The organism is Paraburkholderia pallida (assembly GCF_004524855.1).
In the GTDB taxonomy this organism is placed as follows: Bacteria; Pseudomonadota; Gammaproteobacteria; order Burkholderiales; family Burkholderiaceae; genus Paraburkholderia; species Paraburkholderia oxyphila.
In genome coordinates this window covers 1,094,804-1,110,100 of record NZ_CP038151.1, presented here as the reverse complement: position 1 = coordinate 1,110,100, position 15,297 = coordinate 1,094,804, and the positions used below count along the sequence as shown (strand labels likewise).

12 protein-coding genes are annotated in these 15,297 nt (G+C 63.9%); 6 read left to right on the top strand and 6 right to left on the bottom strand.

Going from position 1 to position 15,297, the window contains the following annotated elements; translation table 11 throughout:
* Positions 1-538: 538 nt before the first annotated feature.
* Complete coding sequence (locus tag E1956_RS39700) at positions 539-2,170, bottom strand: AMP-binding protein (RefSeq protein WP_134758771.1); 1,632 nt, start codon at positions 2,168-2,170, stop codon at positions 539-541.
* A gap of 51 nt (positions 2,171-2,221) precedes the next feature.
* On the opposite strand from E1956_RS39700, the gene E1956_RS39695 reads away from it, so the two are divergent.
* Both E1956_RS39695 and E1956_RS39690 read left to right on the top strand, forming a co-directional pair.
* Positions 2,222-2,812, top strand: coding sequence for a PadR family transcriptional regulator (locus E1956_RS39695; RefSeq protein ID WP_134758770.1), 591 nt, complete (start codon positions 2,222-2,224; stop codon positions 2,810-2,812).
* Positions 2,813-2,993: 181 nt separating this feature from the next.
* The gene (locus tag E1956_RS39690) at positions 2,994-4,736 is read left to right on the top strand and encodes an FAD-dependent oxidoreductase (protein WP_232072222.1); all 1,743 of its coding nucleotides are present in this window, start codon (positions 2,994-2,996) and stop codon (positions 4,734-4,736) included.
* Positions 4,737-4,847: 111 nt separating this feature from the next.
* On the opposite strand, the gene E1956_RS39685 is transcribed toward E1956_RS39690, so the two are convergent.
* The 4 genes from E1956_RS39685 to E1956_RS39670 form a co-directional block, all read right to left on the bottom strand.
* The gene (locus E1956_RS39685; protein WP_134758769.1) at positions 4,848-5,645 is read right to left on the bottom strand and encodes a transporter substrate-binding domain-containing protein; all 798 of its coding nucleotides are present in this window, start codon (positions 5,643-5,645) and stop codon (positions 4,848-4,850) included.
* A gap of 53 nt (positions 5,646-5,698) precedes the next feature.
* Positions 5,699-6,862 carry an NAD(P)/FAD-dependent oxidoreductase gene (locus E1956_RS39680; RefSeq protein ID WP_134758768.1) on the bottom strand — a complete coding sequence of 388 codons (1,164 nt, stop codon included), beginning with the start codon at positions 6,860-6,862 and terminating at the stop codon, positions 5,699-5,701.
* A 4-nt stretch (positions 6,863-6,866) separates the two neighbouring features.
* Positions 6,867-8,528: an FAD-dependent oxidoreductase gene (locus E1956_RS39675; RefSeq protein ID WP_134758767.1), complete on the bottom strand. Its 1,662-nt coding sequence runs from the start codon at positions 8,526-8,528 to the stop codon at positions 6,867-6,869.
* A 113-nt stretch (positions 8,529-8,641) separates the two neighbouring features.
* Positions 8,642-9,988 (bottom strand): NAD(P)/FAD-dependent oxidoreductase, encoded by a 1,347-nt coding sequence (locus E1956_RS39670; RefSeq protein ID WP_134758766.1) that lies wholly within the window; start codon positions 9,986-9,988, stop codon positions 8,642-8,644.
* Positions 9,989-10,115: 127 nt separating this feature from the next.
* On the opposite strand from E1956_RS39670, the gene E1956_RS39665 reads away from it, so the two are divergent.
* Positions 10,116-11,018, top strand: a complete 903-nt coding sequence (locus tag E1956_RS39665; RefSeq protein ID WP_167760272.1) for a LysR family transcriptional regulator — start codon at positions 10,116-10,118, stop codon at positions 11,016-11,018.
* Between the two features lie 124 nt (positions 11,019-11,142).
* On the opposite strand, the gene E1956_RS39660 is transcribed toward E1956_RS39665, so the two are convergent.
* Positions 11,143-12,051 (bottom strand): helix-turn-helix domain-containing protein, encoded by a 909-nt coding sequence (locus E1956_RS39660; protein ID WP_134758764.1) that lies wholly within the window; start codon positions 12,049-12,051, stop codon positions 11,143-11,145.
* Positions 12,052-12,215: 164 nt separating this feature from the next.
* Here E1956_RS39660 and E1956_RS39655 point away from each other — a divergent pair, with 164 nt between their 5' ends.
* The 3 genes from E1956_RS39655 (at position 12,216) to E1956_RS39645 (ending at position 15,284) form a co-directional block, all read left to right on the top strand.
* Entirely contained in the window at positions 12,216-13,076 is an 861-nt protein-coding gene (locus E1956_RS39655; RefSeq protein ID WP_134758763.1) for an SDR family NAD(P)-dependent oxidoreductase, read from the top strand.
* 100 nt (positions 13,077-13,176) lie between these two features.
* Positions 13,177-14,934 (top strand): FAD-dependent oxidoreductase, encoded by a 1,758-nt coding sequence (locus E1956_RS39650; protein WP_134758762.1) that lies wholly within the window; start codon positions 13,177-13,179, stop codon positions 14,932-14,934.
* On the top strand, positions 14,931-15,284 hold the full coding sequence (locus tag E1956_RS39645) for an NIPSNAP family protein (RefSeq protein ID WP_256377816.1): 354 nt from the start codon (positions 14,931-14,933) through the stop codon (positions 15,282-15,284). The genes E1956_RS39650 and E1956_RS39645 overlap by 4 nt, the downstream gene beginning before the upstream one ends.
* Positions 15,285-15,297: the final 13 nt, after the last annotated feature.

The window sequence follows — 15,297 nt, the reverse complement described above, 5'->3', positions numbered from 1 at the left end:
GAGGCCCCAGCGTCCTGCGTCCCTGGTTACGGTCGCGGCTGACCTTCGATGTGTCGACGCGGGCATCGTCTTGCCGCGGCGTGAACAGGGAGCCGGGCCGGGCTATCGCGGTGTGCTTCGTTGAAGAGGAACATTCAATTATCGCCGATGCGTGCGGCACGATGCACGCCCGATCGTGTGTTTGTGCCGTGGATTTCTCGCACCCTGGCGTGATGTATGGATTTCGTAGGGAACTAGAAGTGCATATGCAATATTGGACATTCCAGTTTTGCCCATCCGGAGGAATTCGTCCCATGCGCCTGTTGATCCCGCCGTCACCCTGACGGCACGGGTTGGCGCTTCCTCGTCGGCGGGCGTTATGACCAGCCCCTGCATAGCCGACCGAAGTTCGCTTGCTGCAACCGCGTGAGCGTTAATTGGCGAAATCATCACTTCCCCCAATTTTTGCAGAACGAATCAATATCTCTTGATTGGGCGCGACCCGGTTCAAAGCACACGCTCGTCAGCGAAGCGCCGGGTATCCTGCTCGCGCTGCCCGTCAAGATTGCTTGTGTCCGGTCGCCGCCATGAATTCGTCCCGCAGCACGAATTTCTGGATTTTTCCGGAAGCCGTCTGCGGGAAGCGATCGACAAAGCGCCAGATCCGTGGTGTTTTATAGGAAGCGAGGCGTGCACGACAGAACTCGGAGAGTTCGTCGCTGCTCAAATTGCAACCCGGTCGTGGCTGGACGAAAGCGACAACGACTTCACCCCATTGCGCATCAGGAACCCCCACGATAGACGCAAGGGTGACGCCCGGGTGTGTACACAGCACGTCTTCGACCTCTCGCGGATAGATGTTCTCTCCACCGCGAATAATCATGTCCTTGATGCGGCCATGGATGCGCAAATAACCCTGTGCGTCGAGGCTGCCGAGGTCGCCGGTATGCAGCCATCCTTGCGCGTCGATGGTTTCCGCTGTTGCCTTGCGGTCGCCCAAATACCCCTTCATGACGCAGATGCTTTTCGCGCAAACTTCTCCGATCACCCCAATGGGAACCGTCTCGCCGGTATCGGGGTCGCTGATCTTGACTTCGGTCTGTGGCAGCGGCAGCCCCACTGTCTCGATCCATTGCGGATTGGGGTCGCGCGGCAGCGTGTGAGTGATATAGGGCGACGACTCCGTCTGGCCGAAGCCAATTGCGACATCAATATTGAATTCGGTGAACGCGCGGCGCACGAGTTCCGGCGGCACGGGCGCGCCGCCCAATGTGGCAAGCCGCCATGAAGCAAGGTCACGATCTTTGGCGTCGGGCTGATCCAGCATCCGGATCAACATCGTGGGCACACATAGCACCAGCGTGCCGCGATGAGCCTCAATCAGATCGAGCATGAGCCTGGGGTCGAATCCAGCTGGCAGTACGTGCATTCCGCCCGTCTGCAATGCGCCCAGGGTAGCGAGCCCACAGCCCGCCGTGTGGAACAGGGGCATCGGATTGACCCAGACGTCCTGGGCATTCGCGCCAATGACGTTGGCATAGAACCGGCCATTGTTGACGAGCCCACGGTGCGTCAGTTCCGCCCCCTTGGGAAATCCCGTCGTGCCGGACGTGTATTGGATCTGCGCGACATCGTCTGGAGACACGTGGGGTAGTGAGCGAGTGCTCTTGCCCGACTCGAGAAAGGCGGACCAGTTCGCGAGCGAGATCACTTCGCGCACGTCAGGAATATCCGCCTTGATTTCATTCAGTATTGCCATGCAATCACGCCCGCGGTACTCGGGGCACAAGACGATGCCGGTGGCGTTGGACCGCCTGAGGACGTCGACGAGTTCTTTGGGCAAGTACGCGGGATTGACGGTGACGAGCGTGAGCCCGGCCAATGCTGCGCCGAACTCGAGCAGAACCCATTCGGGGCAGTTGGCGCTCCAGACGGCAACGTGCTCGCCAGGAGAAAAATGCGCTAGCAGAGCACGGGCGACGAGGGATGCGTCCTCATACAGTTGTGCGAAGGACCACTGCCGGTGAGCGTCGGCCATCTCCGTGCCCTCTACAAGTGCAATTCGATCGCCCCAATTGTCTGCGGCAAGGCGCAGGGCATCTCCAATCGAAAGCTCGGTGACAGGTTCAACGGTGTCGCCTTGACAATGCGATAACCCAGCCTGCGAACAGCTTGCAATCTTTGTTGTCATGGTCGACTCCATCCCATACAATAGTTTTAAATGTATCGTCCGAAACAGACCATGTCAACGATCCAAAACACCTCACACGTAGAAGCACCCGTTCGGTTAAGCCCGATTTCGTATGTCGTTCTAGGGGTCATTGGTTTGCGGGGGCCGTCGACGCCGTATCAACTGAAGCAGGCGGTCGAGCGCTCCGTCCGGTACTTCTGGCCGTTTCCACACTCGCAGCTTTACGGTGAGCCGGAGCGGCTGGCGGGCGCGGGCTTGCTGGATCAGGAAGTGGAGGAAGGCGGGCGCCGTCGCCGCGTTTATTCATTGACGTCGAGCGGCCAGCAGGCCCTGGAGAACTGGTTGAAAACGCCGCCGGGCGAAGTGTTCGAGATGCGGGATATGGCGGTGTTGCAGCTCGTTTTCAGCGAGTTCGCCAGTACCGCCGAGCTCGTAAAACTGGCGGAAGACCAGGTGCGCCTTTACCAGGAGCGTCTGGCTGTGTACCAGACCATTATCGAGTACAACGAAGGACGAGAATGGGCCGCTCGCCGGATGGCGCCATTGGACCTGGGTGTGCGTATGGCAACTGCGTGTCTGGAATTCTGGTCCGACATCGCCGCGAATCCGCCGCCCGGGCGAGAGCCGTCACTTTCCAGGTGAAGCACGAGTAGACCGATCGAGCTGCCCGTTCACTCCCGGTGTGGACTACGATGCGGAACAGGGACCGAGGCGCGCCCGGGCGGCCGGTAGCCTTTGGCTCCTGAACTGGCGTTGTGGAACAGGCTTGCGCAGTGGCGGCGGACCGGCCGACCGCCGCGCGGGCGATACCGCGGAGGAAGCCATGCAGAGCGACGACGGATACACGTCTTCCGATGAATCGGAAGCTGACGCAGCCTCATTGCCTGCGGGCGAGCGAATGCGGCATCAATACGATTCCGACGAAGAGGCCCCATTTTCGCCGCTCGAATTGCACACGGATCAGGCGCATCCGCTTCTGACCGAAGGCGAGATCGCACGCATGCTCCGCTTTGGCAACCAGGTCTGCTGGCGAGCGGGGGAGTCGATCTATCAGGCGGGGCAGTTCGCGTCCGGTGTGCTGGTGCTGCTGAGCGGTATGGCGCAAGTGACGCGGCACCAAGGGCTCGGGCAGAACAACGTGAAGATCCGGCAGGGGCCAGGGCATTTTCTTGGCGAAGCGGCTCAGCTCTCGGGCCGGCCGTCGCTGGTGGATGCGCACGCGCTGACTGATGTCACGGCGCTGCAACTGACGCCCGATCAGTTGCGCGCGCTTCTGGTGGCGGAGGCAGAGCTGGGAGAGCGCATCCTGCGTGCCCTGGTCCGTCGACGCGTGGGGCTCATCGAGAAAGGTTGCGGTCCCGTGCTGATAGGCCGGCCCGGCGAGACACGCCTCGTGTCGCTCGAGGGATTCTTGCGCCGCAACGATCATCCGCACACGGTGATCGACGCGCAATCGGACCCGGACGCCCTCGCGCTGCTCGAGCGGATTGCGCCGTCCGCCAAAGACTTCCCCCTTGTCGTTTGTCCGGACGGCGCAATCTTGCGCGCGCCGACCGAGGACCAGCTCGCGTCGACGCTTGGCTGGCTTCCCGCGTTCGATCGTGGCCGCGTGTATGACGTCGTCATCGTCGGGGCGGGGCCTGCCGGGCTTGCCACGGCGGTCTACGCCGCTTCGGAGGGGCTCTCGGTGGCCGTATTCGACGCACGCGCACCGGGTGGTCAGGCGGGCTCGAGCGCCCGCATCGAAAATTTCCTCGGCTTTCCGATGGGAATCTCGGGCCAGGCACTGGCGGGCCGCGCGTTTGTGCAGGCGCAGAAATTCGGTGCCCACATCTTCATTCCGTCGCGCGTTAGCGCCGTACGGTGCAGTGGCAATGCGCTCACGCTGAACGTCGAGAACAACAACTCCGTGACGGCGCGCTCGGTGGTCGTGGCGAGTGGCGCATCGTATCGTCGCCCGGCCATCGATGGACTCGAGCGTTTCGAAGGGCGCGGTGTCTATTATTGGGCCTCGCCCGTCGAGGCGAGACTCTGCAAGGGGCAAACGGTTGTTCTCGTTGGCGGCGGAAATTCCGCGGGGCAGGCGGCTGCGTTTCTTGCCTCGCATGCGAGCGCTGTGCACATCCTGATTCGTGGCCCGGGACTGGAAGCGACGATGTCGCGGTATCTGATCGAGCGCCTCGCGCAACTGCCCAACGTCGAGCTTTCCGTGCGCACACAGGTTGAGCGTCTCGACGGCGACGAGTACGGGCTCAACACGGTGTGTTGTCGTTCGCCCGAAGGACAGCGCAACCTCAGCGTTCGTCACGTGTTTCTTTTCACCGGGGCTGAAGCGAATACGCACTGGTTAAGCGATTCTGGAATGGAGCTGGACGACAAGGGCTTCGTGCGGACGGGGCCGCTTGTGACCGGCCGGCCGCAGTCATTGGTGTTGCCGCTGGAGACGAGTATGTCGCGCGTGTTTGCAATCGGCGACGTGCGCTCGTCGTCGGTCAAGCGCGTTGCCGCGGCGGTCGGTGAAGGGGCGGCTGTCGTGGCGCAGATTCACGCGGTGCTCTCGGTATGATCGCGTTGACCTTGAGCTTTGAGGAATGGGTCGTTTCGCCTCCAGGAGGCGCTGAAATCACCCGATGCCCGGCAATGGCGCTCACGAGCGGCCATCGCCGGCTACGCATGCTCAATGCGGCCAAAGATCGATCGCAAAGTACTTCTTCGATATTTGCGCGTACTGGCCCGAGGTATGCAACTGATCAAGCGCCTGGTCAATGCGCGCCTTGAGCGCCGTGTCCCCCTTGCGCAGGCCTGCCGCTACACCGAGACCATATTTCAGCGGATCCATCTTGACGCTGCCCGCGCCTTTCTCTTCGAGCGTTGCGCCCTCCCTGGACTTCAACAAGTCGATGTCGCCGACTTTATCCAGGAACGCCGCATCAATATGTCCCGCAAGCAGATCGGCATCGCATTCATCCTGCGTGTTGTAAATGCGGATCGTCGCGGTCTTGCCATACGCCGTCTGGACGAACTCGGCATCGGTGGTGGAACCCTCCACGCCGATCGACTTGCCCTTGAGCCCCTCCGGTGTCAACGTCAACTTGACGTCCTTCGGCGCGACGAACACGCCGGTCGTTTCATAGTACGGACGCGAGAACGCGATCACCTTCTGGCGCTCCGGGCTGACGCCCATCGAGTTGAAGATGACGTCGAACTTGTTGTCGAGGAGCGCGGGAATGATGCCGTCCCACGCCACTTCCTTGATTTCGCACTTCGCGTTCATCTCCGTGCAGATTGCCCGGATCAGATCCGGCTCGAAGCCGGTGAACTGGCCCGTGGGCGTCTTCACGAGAAACGGCGGATACGGCTCGGCGGCGACGCCGAAGCGCAGCGTGTCTTGCCCCGCGCTTGCGCTCGCCGCAAACGAGCACAAGGTCACGCCGATGGATGCCAGCAAGGCCAGATTGCGAAACGTTCGTTTCATGACAGATCCTCTTTGATCGTAACAGCGTGGCACAACGGGAAGGTCCTTTCCACTCAAGCGGGCAGCGGCAGCCAGCCCTGAATGCGCTGCCAGTCCGGTTCGAGCTTCGCGAAGCGAGAGAGGGCGAATGTCGAAAGATCGGCGAAACTGCAGGCGCCATCGACAACGAGATCGCGTATCGCATGACCGCTCGCCGGCGACAACCCAAAGCCGACGCCAGACATCGTCGCGACGGTGACATTGTCGAGTGAAGCGGGGCGATCGATCACCGGTCGTCCGTCCGGCGTATTTTCGACGAACCCGGCCCAGCTACGGATCACGCGCTTGTGCGCGACCTTCGGGAAGAGCTCGGCGAGTCGCTTCGCGATATTGCATTGAAGCGGTGTCGAGAGCGGACGCGTGTTGCGCAAGTCGGCGAGCTCGACCCATTCGTGCGGGCCGCCGCCGTAGGCGAGGTTGCCGCGCAGCGTTTGCCGGCCATAGAGCCCGTTGCCATCGACGCCGCCCACTTCGATCAGCGGCAGCGGCTCGGTCACGATCATCTCGGCGCGCGCGGTCACGAGCGGAATCTCTACGCCGAGCTGCGCGGCAAGCTCGCCGGTGTACGGCCCCGCCGCAATCACCAGATGATCGCAGTCGATGCGCGCTTGCGCGGTGCGTACGCCCGTCACGCGGCCGCCTTGCCGTTCGATCTGCACGACGGGCGTGTGTTCGAGAATGCGTCCGCCGTGGCTTTGCAGCGCCCACGCATACGCCTGCAGCGTGCGATGTGGATTCGCGTGGCCGCCGAAATGGTAGTAGTAGCCGGCCAGCACGTTCTCGCCCGCGAACGGCACGAGATCGCGGACTTGCTGCGGATCCAGCAATTCCGCTCGCAGTCCGAAATATTTCGCTTCGTCCACGATTTTCCGGTCGAGCGCGAGCTGCTGTTCGTCGAGATCGATGCTGATGCGGTCGCGCCGGAACTCGGTTGGATAGCCGAGCAGTTCGTCCATCATCGGCCAGAGCCGCTGCTCTTCGAGGAAGAGCGGGCTGTGATGATGCGTGCATCCGCCGCCATTGCGTCCCGACGCGCCCCAGCCGATCAGTCCGGCTTCGAGGACGAGCACGTCGACGCCTTCGCGGGCGAGCCACCAGGCCGCGCTCAATCCGGTCACGCCGCCGCCCACGATGACGACGGACGCCCGGTCGGACGATTTCGTAACGGTTGCCTGCATGGTGTCAGCCCTCATGGTGGAGCGGTTGGACGGGAGGGGCGGCATCGTGCGGACGCCGCGCTACGGTCGGCTCGCTGGTGCACAGCCAGAACGGGGTCCACTGGGACGGCATGCCGAACCAGGCGTCCCATCGATCGCGCATTTCCGCGATCTCTTCGAGCTGTCCGATCTGTTTCAGCGGCAGCGGCCGAACCGGCGGACGGAACGACGCGAGCGGGATCTCACCGACGCTCGATCCCGCGCCGATGCCGAGCAAGGTCGCCACCTGCTCGCGGCATCGGCGTCCCTGGCACGCGCCCATGCACGCGCGCGTGAGCCGCTTCGTCACGTCGGGGTTGGGGCCGGCGCTGCCGCGCGGCTGCGCCGTCATCACACTTTGCAGCGACGCGTTAGCCGGGGTCCAGCCGAGATAACGCGGCGGCTGCTTCGAGAGGATCTCGGTCGCGGTCACTTCTTCGCACAGGCAAACATAGGGTTCGTGCTGTGCATAGACGACCGACGCACGCACCCAGGCTGCGAGATGGCGCGCGAGGTCGGGCGCGGGCTCGTCGGGAACCGGCGCGGCGTCGGACGCGTCGATCTGGACACCGAGTGCCGCGAGCGCCGTGCGCGCCGCGATACGGCCTTCGCAACGCGCGATGTTTTCGTCGAGGCTTTTGGACGGCCAGACCCCGGCGCAATCGCCGGCCACGAGCACACACGGCAGCGGCGTGCGCTGTGCCGCGTCGATGACGGGCACGTGGCCGCCGCGGCTCGCCTGAAACGACGTGCGGGACCCGGCGGACTCGACGAGCTCGATCGCGGGTACGGCGGCCACACCGAGCAGCACCGTGTCGCATTCGATTTCGTGCACCGCGCCATCGACGGGGCGGCCCGCGCCATCGACAGGCGCGATCTTCACGCGCTTGACGCCGAGCGCATCGCCGGCCGCCTCGCGCACGACATGGCCGGTCAGCACCTGCACGCCCTGCGCGACGAGACGTTCGAGCAGCGTGCGATCGCCGCGCACCTGGCCGGCCTGCTCGACGATCGCTTCGATCCGCACGCCGTGATCGATCAGCGCGAGCACAGCCGCAAGCGCATGCGTATCGCTGCCGACCAGCACGGCTTGCCTCGCGTCGAGTGCTTCGTAGACGGTGGCGAGCCGATGCGCGGCGCTCACACCCATGACGCCCGGCCGGTCCCAGCCTTCGAACGCGAGGCCCATGTCGCGCTGGCCGGCAGCGACGATCACCTGCTTGAAGCGCACCAGGTACGCGTTGTCTTCGTCGGCGAGGCCCGCGACGGCGCCATCGATCCATGCCGTCGTGCGTTGTTGCGCAAAGACGCCCCAGACGGCGGTGCCAAGCCGGACGTCGACGCCCGCTTCAAGCGCTTCGGCAATTTGGGGGCGCGCCTCGAGCAGCTTCTGCAGCACGCTGTTGCGGTTCGCGACGGCGGCGCCCATGCGTGAGCCGAAATGGAGCGGCACTTCTTCGCCCATCGTTTCTAGCGGCACCGGATTCTCGTCGACGAGCATGACGCGCACGCCGTGTCCTGCGGCGCTTAGCGCGGCCGCAAGTCCGGCCGGTCCCGCGCCAACGATCAGCAGGTCAGTCTCGTCGTTGATCGGCGGCGCCTTGCCGGCCACCGACGCTGGGTCGTAGTAGAAGGTTTGCTGGGTCACCGTGTCTCCTCACTGGGTGTGTGCGCGTGATGGTTGTGGCAAAAGGTGCGGGCAGGGCCGTGCTGCACGGCGGGTAAGGCCGTGACGCAATGCGCCGGCATGGAACTGAGCGATCAGAACAGCGAAGAGGGCGGCTTGACGTCGCCTTCGGCGAAGCGCGACAGACGCAGCTGGCGCACGTCGAGGCCCGGATTGCCGGTGGTGATCCACTGCGCGAGCGTCTTGCCGACGATCGGGCCCATCGCGAAGCCGTGGCCGCAGAAGCCGGTCGCGACGGCGAGGCCGCTGATCGACGTCTGCGCATCGATGACGGGAATGCCGTCGGGCAATACGTCGATGCCGCCGGCCCACTTCTCGGCGATTTCCGTGTCGGCCTGGCCGGGAAACGCGGCCTTGAGTCCGCGCAGCGCCGTGCGCAGGCTCCGTTCGTTGGGGCGCAGCAGCGGATCGCGCACATGAACGGCGGGCCCCAGGCGCGACGCTTCGGACCACGGCATGCGGTGGCCCAGATCGGTGAGGCACGCACCGTTCAGATTGAAGCGGAACGACTTGCGATGCGCCCACAGCGACGGCGCATACCAGTGGAGCGCGCGCAAATGGCCGAGCGTCATGTCGACGTCGACATGCGCGTCGTCGGCGATGTTGAAGCTGCCGTCGATCCGCTGCCGGAAGCCCACGCCGTTCGCGATCGTCGAGATGCCGCCAAGCGCGGGGCCGCGCGTGGTGCGCGCGACGGTCCCGCGCACAAGCTGCTGTGGCAGCGAGATGCCGAGCACCCGCAGCAGCCGGAATGTCGTGGCGCCGGCCGCGCAGACGACCGCTTTCGCCTTCACGTAACCGCGTTCGGTATCGACGCCTTCGATCCGGCCCGCCGCGACGTCAATGCCCCGCGCGCCGCACTGCTCGACAATGTGCGCGCCGAGTTCGAGCGCGCGCATCGCGAATGCGCGGGCGACGAGCGTGGGTTCCGCCTGTCCGTCGCTCGCGGTGAAGAGGCCACCGAGCTGCGGGATGGCGTAGCCGGGCAGCTTCGCTGCGACTTCGCGCGGCGACAGCATCGTCGTATCGATGGAGAACTGGCGTGCAACGGGCAGCCACGATTCATAGCCATCGCGCTCGGCCTCGTTGCCCGCGACGAACAGACAACCCTCGTTGCGCCACCCGAGGCCGGTTTGAAGTTCAGCCTCGAGCCCGCGCCAGATCTCGATGCTCGCCTGCATCAACGGCACTTCGGCTTCGTCGCGCGACTGCTGACGCACGAAACCCCACGCGCGCGACGATTGCTGGCCCGCGATACGGCTCTTGTCGATCAGCAACACCCGGGCGCCCGCCTTGCTGAGGTAATACGCGGCGGTGCAGCCCATCAGGCCGCCGCCGATGATCGCCACGTCGACTTCGCGCGGCAGCGGGTCGGGTTGCGTCGGCAGCGCCGTGGAGAATGAGGATTCTGGAGCGTTCAAGGGATCGACTCGCAATGTTGAAGAGGACGCGCCGCGCAACGTCGGCATGCCATTCAGAATGAGCCTCGATCAATCGAAAGAAAAGTGATATATCTACATTTATCCGATGCAAGGAGCGCATAGAAAGATGAGCCGTCAACTGCCATCGATCGAACTGTTGCAGGCCTTCCTCACCGTTGCGAAGACCGAAAACTTCGGCAAGGCAGGTGAATCGCTGAACCTGAGCCAGAGCGCCGTGAGCCGCCAGGTCGCGCAACTGGAGTCGCGCATGGCGTGCCGTCTGTTCGAGCGGCATACGCGCAAGATCGTGGTCACGCCCGAAGGCGCCGCGCTCGTGCCTGTCGCGGAACAGGTCATCGGCCTCTTGTCCGACGCCTCGTCGATGCTCGGGCGGGTCGGGCGCAGCGTGAGTCTGCGCGCGCATCCGACCATGGCGGCGCGCTGGCTGATTCCGCGGCTCACGGCGTTCTATCAGCGTTATCCCGATGTGTCGGTGAGCGTCGACACGGTCTATCATCGCTTCCCCGACTTTGCGTTTGAATCGATCGATGCGATGTTCGCGTACGGCACGGCAACGTGGCCCGACTACGAGGCGATGCCATTGTGGGAAGAAGCGCTGATTCCGGTGTGCGCGCCGCAACTGCTCACGGGCACGGACAGTCAAGCCATGCTGAAGACCGCGCGGCTTGTCGATTCGAGCATGGACCGGCTCGACTGGCGCCGCTGGGACGATCTCTATCCGGATACGACGGGCGGCGACAACGGCCATCTGACGTTCGACACGCTGGAGTCCGCAATTGTCGCGACGAAATGTGGCCAGGGCGTCGCGCTCGTGGATGCCGTGCTCACGCGCGAGGAGCTGCTCGAGCAGCAGCTGATCCGCGTGCACCCTGGTAGCATCAAAACGGGGGGACGATATACGCTCGTCTACCCGAAGCGCGTGAAGCGTTCGAGCGGTTTCGCGGAGTTTCTCGAGTGGCTCGAACGGGAAGTGGCCGAGGCCGGCTTTGCGCTCACGCGCGACGGCTGAGGCGTCGGGGGCGCAGGTTTTGGCGCGGGGAATTTACCGTTTGGCTTTCGTGATTACATTAGTTATCCATATTAATGGAGCGATGCAGGTTGAAGTCCCCCCAGTTGCGTGGCCGACATAATCATTAGAAAGTGCCCAGCGCGAGATCACGCTGCGCGGCGCCCTGAAACGCTCGCGGCGTGATACCCGTCTGCTTGCGAAAAAAGCGGCTGAAATAGGCAGCGTCCTCGAAGCCGAGGCTATGGGCGATCTGCTTGACGCTCATGCCGGAATAGACGAGGTCGCGCTGGGCCTCGCGAATCAGATGGTCGTTGACGAGGGACGTGGGGGAGACGCCCAGTTCTTCACGACAGATGCGCCCGAGTTGAGCCACCGTGATATCGAGTTCCGCCGCATAGAATTCAACAGGCCGATGCTCGCGGAAATGCTTCGCGATGAGTTCCCGAAAGCGCTTGATTTGCACGCTGCGCCGTGCGGCCAGTGCGGCGACCGGAGTGGCGGCGGCGTAATCGGCCAGCCTGGCCGCCTGCACGAATAGTGCGATCAATAGCGACATGCCTGCCGCCGTATGCCCGGCCGCACCGCTGCGAAATTCGTGTTCGATCAGCTGGAAAAGCGGCATGAGTGTTTCGTCAGTCGCGGCAGGGCCACGCACCGGGATCAACGCCGGCCGTTGCAAGATCGGCAGCAGCGCCGGCGAGACGGACTTTGCGATGGACTCGAGCGCACCTTGCGCTGCGGTAATGACCAGCCCGTCGATTTCCGGCGAAAACACGAAGCCATGCACGACCTGGGCCGGCAGGATGACGAGACAGGGCGGATCGAACGGCTCCTTTGCGCTTTCGATGATCACGTGGCCGTAGCCGTTGCGGATGTAAAGAATCTGCAAGAGCGCATCGTGGCGATGAGCGGGGATGTTCCAGTCGTTGGCCCGGCTGCGTTCCGGAATCCACTCGAAATTGAAGGCATCGTGCCATGGCGGACGCGCCGCCGCCGATTCGCCGTACAGCTCGTAGTTAGGGATTCTCCTCATGCCGTTTTCCCTCCCGGGTGCAAATTGTCCTGTTTTTCGACAGCTTTGTCCATGCTGTGACGGCTGGTGCTGCCTATACTTCAGCCAACTGGAATCGCATGAGATTCTTCGTTGAAGAGCGCTGAAGCACGTCGGTGCGTGAGTTTGCCATGAAGGAGATTCGGATGACTAATCAAATAAGCAAGATCGGTGAACATGCTGACCATTGGTTGAGCCTTGGCGGCAAGGTGTGCGTGGTGAGCGGCGCTGCAGGCGGCATTGGCGGGGCCATTGCGGCGACGCTCGCGCAGGCCGGCGCGCGTCTCGCGCTGCTTGACCGCGACGCGAAGGGCTGCGAAGAGGTCGCGCGCTCGCTGTGCGACAGGAAGGCGGAGGCGATAGCCGTAGTCTGCGACATTGGGAACGAACACAGTGTGCGCCAGGCCGCGGCACAAGTGGAGCGCGAGTTGGGCGGAGCGGACGTGCTCATCAACAACGCGGGCTTTCTACGCGCAGGCGGCATCGAAGACATCGACCTGCAAACATGGAATGCCGTGCTGCAAGTGAACCTGACCGGCTACCTGTTGTGCTCACAGGCATTCGGACGCGCGATGCTCACGCGGGGCGCCGGCAGCATCGTGCATGTTGCTTCCGTCGCCGCGCTTCATCCGCAGACCTGGAGTGGCGCGTATAGCGCAAGCAAAGCGGGCGTCGCAATGCTCTCGCGGCAGATCGCGGCCGAGTGGGGCGCGCGCGGCGTGCGCAGCAATGTGATTTGTCCAGGCCTCATCCGTACACCGCTGTCCGAGTCGTTTTATGCCCAGGGCGACGTCGAAGCGCGCCGCGCCGCGATGACGGCGAGCCGCCGCATTGGACGTCCCGTCGATATCGCCGAAGTCGCGGCTTTCCTCGCGAGCGAGCGAGCGGGCTACGTGAACGGCGCCGAAATCGTCGTCGACGGTGGTCTCGATTCCATGCTCATGGACCTCGTGCCGCGTCCCGGCTATGAAGCTCCAGCAGCCTCGCGCGCGGTATCGGCGGCGTAAGGCAGCCCGCGCGCAGTTTCACTACAACCCGATAAAAGGACGGCGCACTGCACACACAGTGTGCGGGAAGCGCTCGTCCCTGCAACAAAGGAGACAGTTCATGACTAAGCAGACGACCCAGCCCGCACTGGCGTGCGACGTGCTGGTGATCGGTTCGGGCGCGGGCGGTCTCTCGACAGCCATCACTGCGCGCAAGCACGGCCTTAGCGTGGTGGTGGTCGAAAAGGCCGATTGCTTCGGCGGCACCACGGCATTTTCTGGCGGCGTGCTCTGGATTCCGGGCAACCGGCATGCCAGCGCGAATGGCGTTGCCGATACGCGCGAGGCGGCGCGCACTTACCTCCAGTACGAAACGGGCGCGTTCTTCGACGCCGCTGCCGTGGACGCGTTTCTGGATATGGGGCCGAAGATGCTCGACTTCTTCGAACGCGAGACGCAAGTCCGCTTCGTGCCGACGCTCTACCCGGACTATCACCCGGATGCGCCAGGCGGCGTGGACATCGGGCGATCGGTGGTGGCGGCGCCCTACGATGCAAGCGAGCTGCGTGAGCACCTCGCGAGGCTGCGCCCGCCGCTCGCGACCATCACGTTCGTCGGCATGATGTTCAATTCGTCCAACGCCGACCTCAAGCATTTCTTCAACGCGACACGTTCGCTGAAATCCGCGTGCTACGTCACGCGGCGTCTCGCGAGCCATCTTCTGGATCTCGTGCGATTCCGGCGCGGCGTGCAGGTGACAAGCGGCAACGCGCTTGCGGCGCGCCTCGCGAAGTCCGCGCTCGATCTCGGTATCCCGATTCACACCAGTACGGGCGCACGCGAACTGATCACGTCGGAAAACCGGGTGAGCGGCGCACATGTCAGGGGCCCGGATGGCGATTACACGATCACGGCGCGGCGCGGTGTCGTGCTTGCGTGCGGCGGCTTTTCGCACGACCTTGCGCGCATCGCGAAGGCCTATGCGCATGTGCGCCGAGGCGGGCAGCATGTGTCGCCGGTGCCGGACGGCAACACGGGCGACGGCGCGCGCATGGCGGAGGCAGTGGGCGCGCAGGTGCCGCTGCGCTACCGCGAACCGGCTGCATGGATGCCGGTATCGCTCGTGCCGCGCAAGAACGGCAAGCCCGGCGTGTTTCCCCATCTGCTCGACCGTTACAAGCCTGGCATCATCGGCGTCACGCGTCATGGGCGCCGCTTCACCAATGAAGCCAATTCGTATCACGACGTCGGCGCGGCCATGATCGAGGCTTGCAAAGGCGATCGGGAAACAGCGATCTGGCTCGTTTGCGACCACGCCACCATTCGCAAATATGGGCTTGGCTATGCCAAGCCCTCACCGGTGCCGCTCGGCCCACATCTGCGCAGCGGTTATCTGAAGAAAGGCCGCACGCTCGAAGAACTGGCACGCAATGCGGGCATCGATGCAGTCACGCTCGAAACGACGATACGCCGGTACAACGAGAGCGCGGCGCGTGGCGAGGATCCGGCGTTTGGCCGTGGCTCGACTTCCTTCAACCGCTATCTCGCCGATCACGACCAGAAGCCGAACCCGTGCGTCGCGCCGATCGGTCAAGGGCCGTATTACGCGCTGAAGGTCGTGATGGGCGATCTCGGCACGTTCGACGGCATCGTGACCAGCGTCGAAGGCAAAGTGCTCGACGCGCAACGGCAGCCGGTCCCCGGGCTCTACGCAGTCGGCAACGACCGGGCGAGCATCATGGGTGGCAACTATCCCGGCGCGGGCATCACGCTCGGCCCGATCATGACCTTCGGCTATATCACCGGCCGGCACCTTGCCGGGCACGACGATATTGCGGTATCCGCAGCAACAGAGCACACAGAGAGGACTGGCACGTGAGTCACGTCAAAGCGGGAAAACCCTTCATCGATCATCGCATCTATACGATTCGTCCGCGCGGCATGCCCGAGTTTCTCGACGTATTCGACCGCCTTGCGATGCCGATACAGCTCAAATACCTCGGCGCTCCGGTCGGCTTCTTTGTCAGCGACATTGGCGCGCTGAACCAGGTCGTGCACCTCTGGGCCTACGAGAGCATTGCAGACTATGACCAGCGTCGCACCGCACGTGATGCCGATCCGGATTGGCCCGCGTATCTTCAGGCGTCGGCGCACCTGATCGTCGCACAGGAAAACCGCATTGTGCGCGCCGTCCAGTTCCGCTCGCTCGGGCATCTCGACGGGCGCTGACGCGCCACCCATA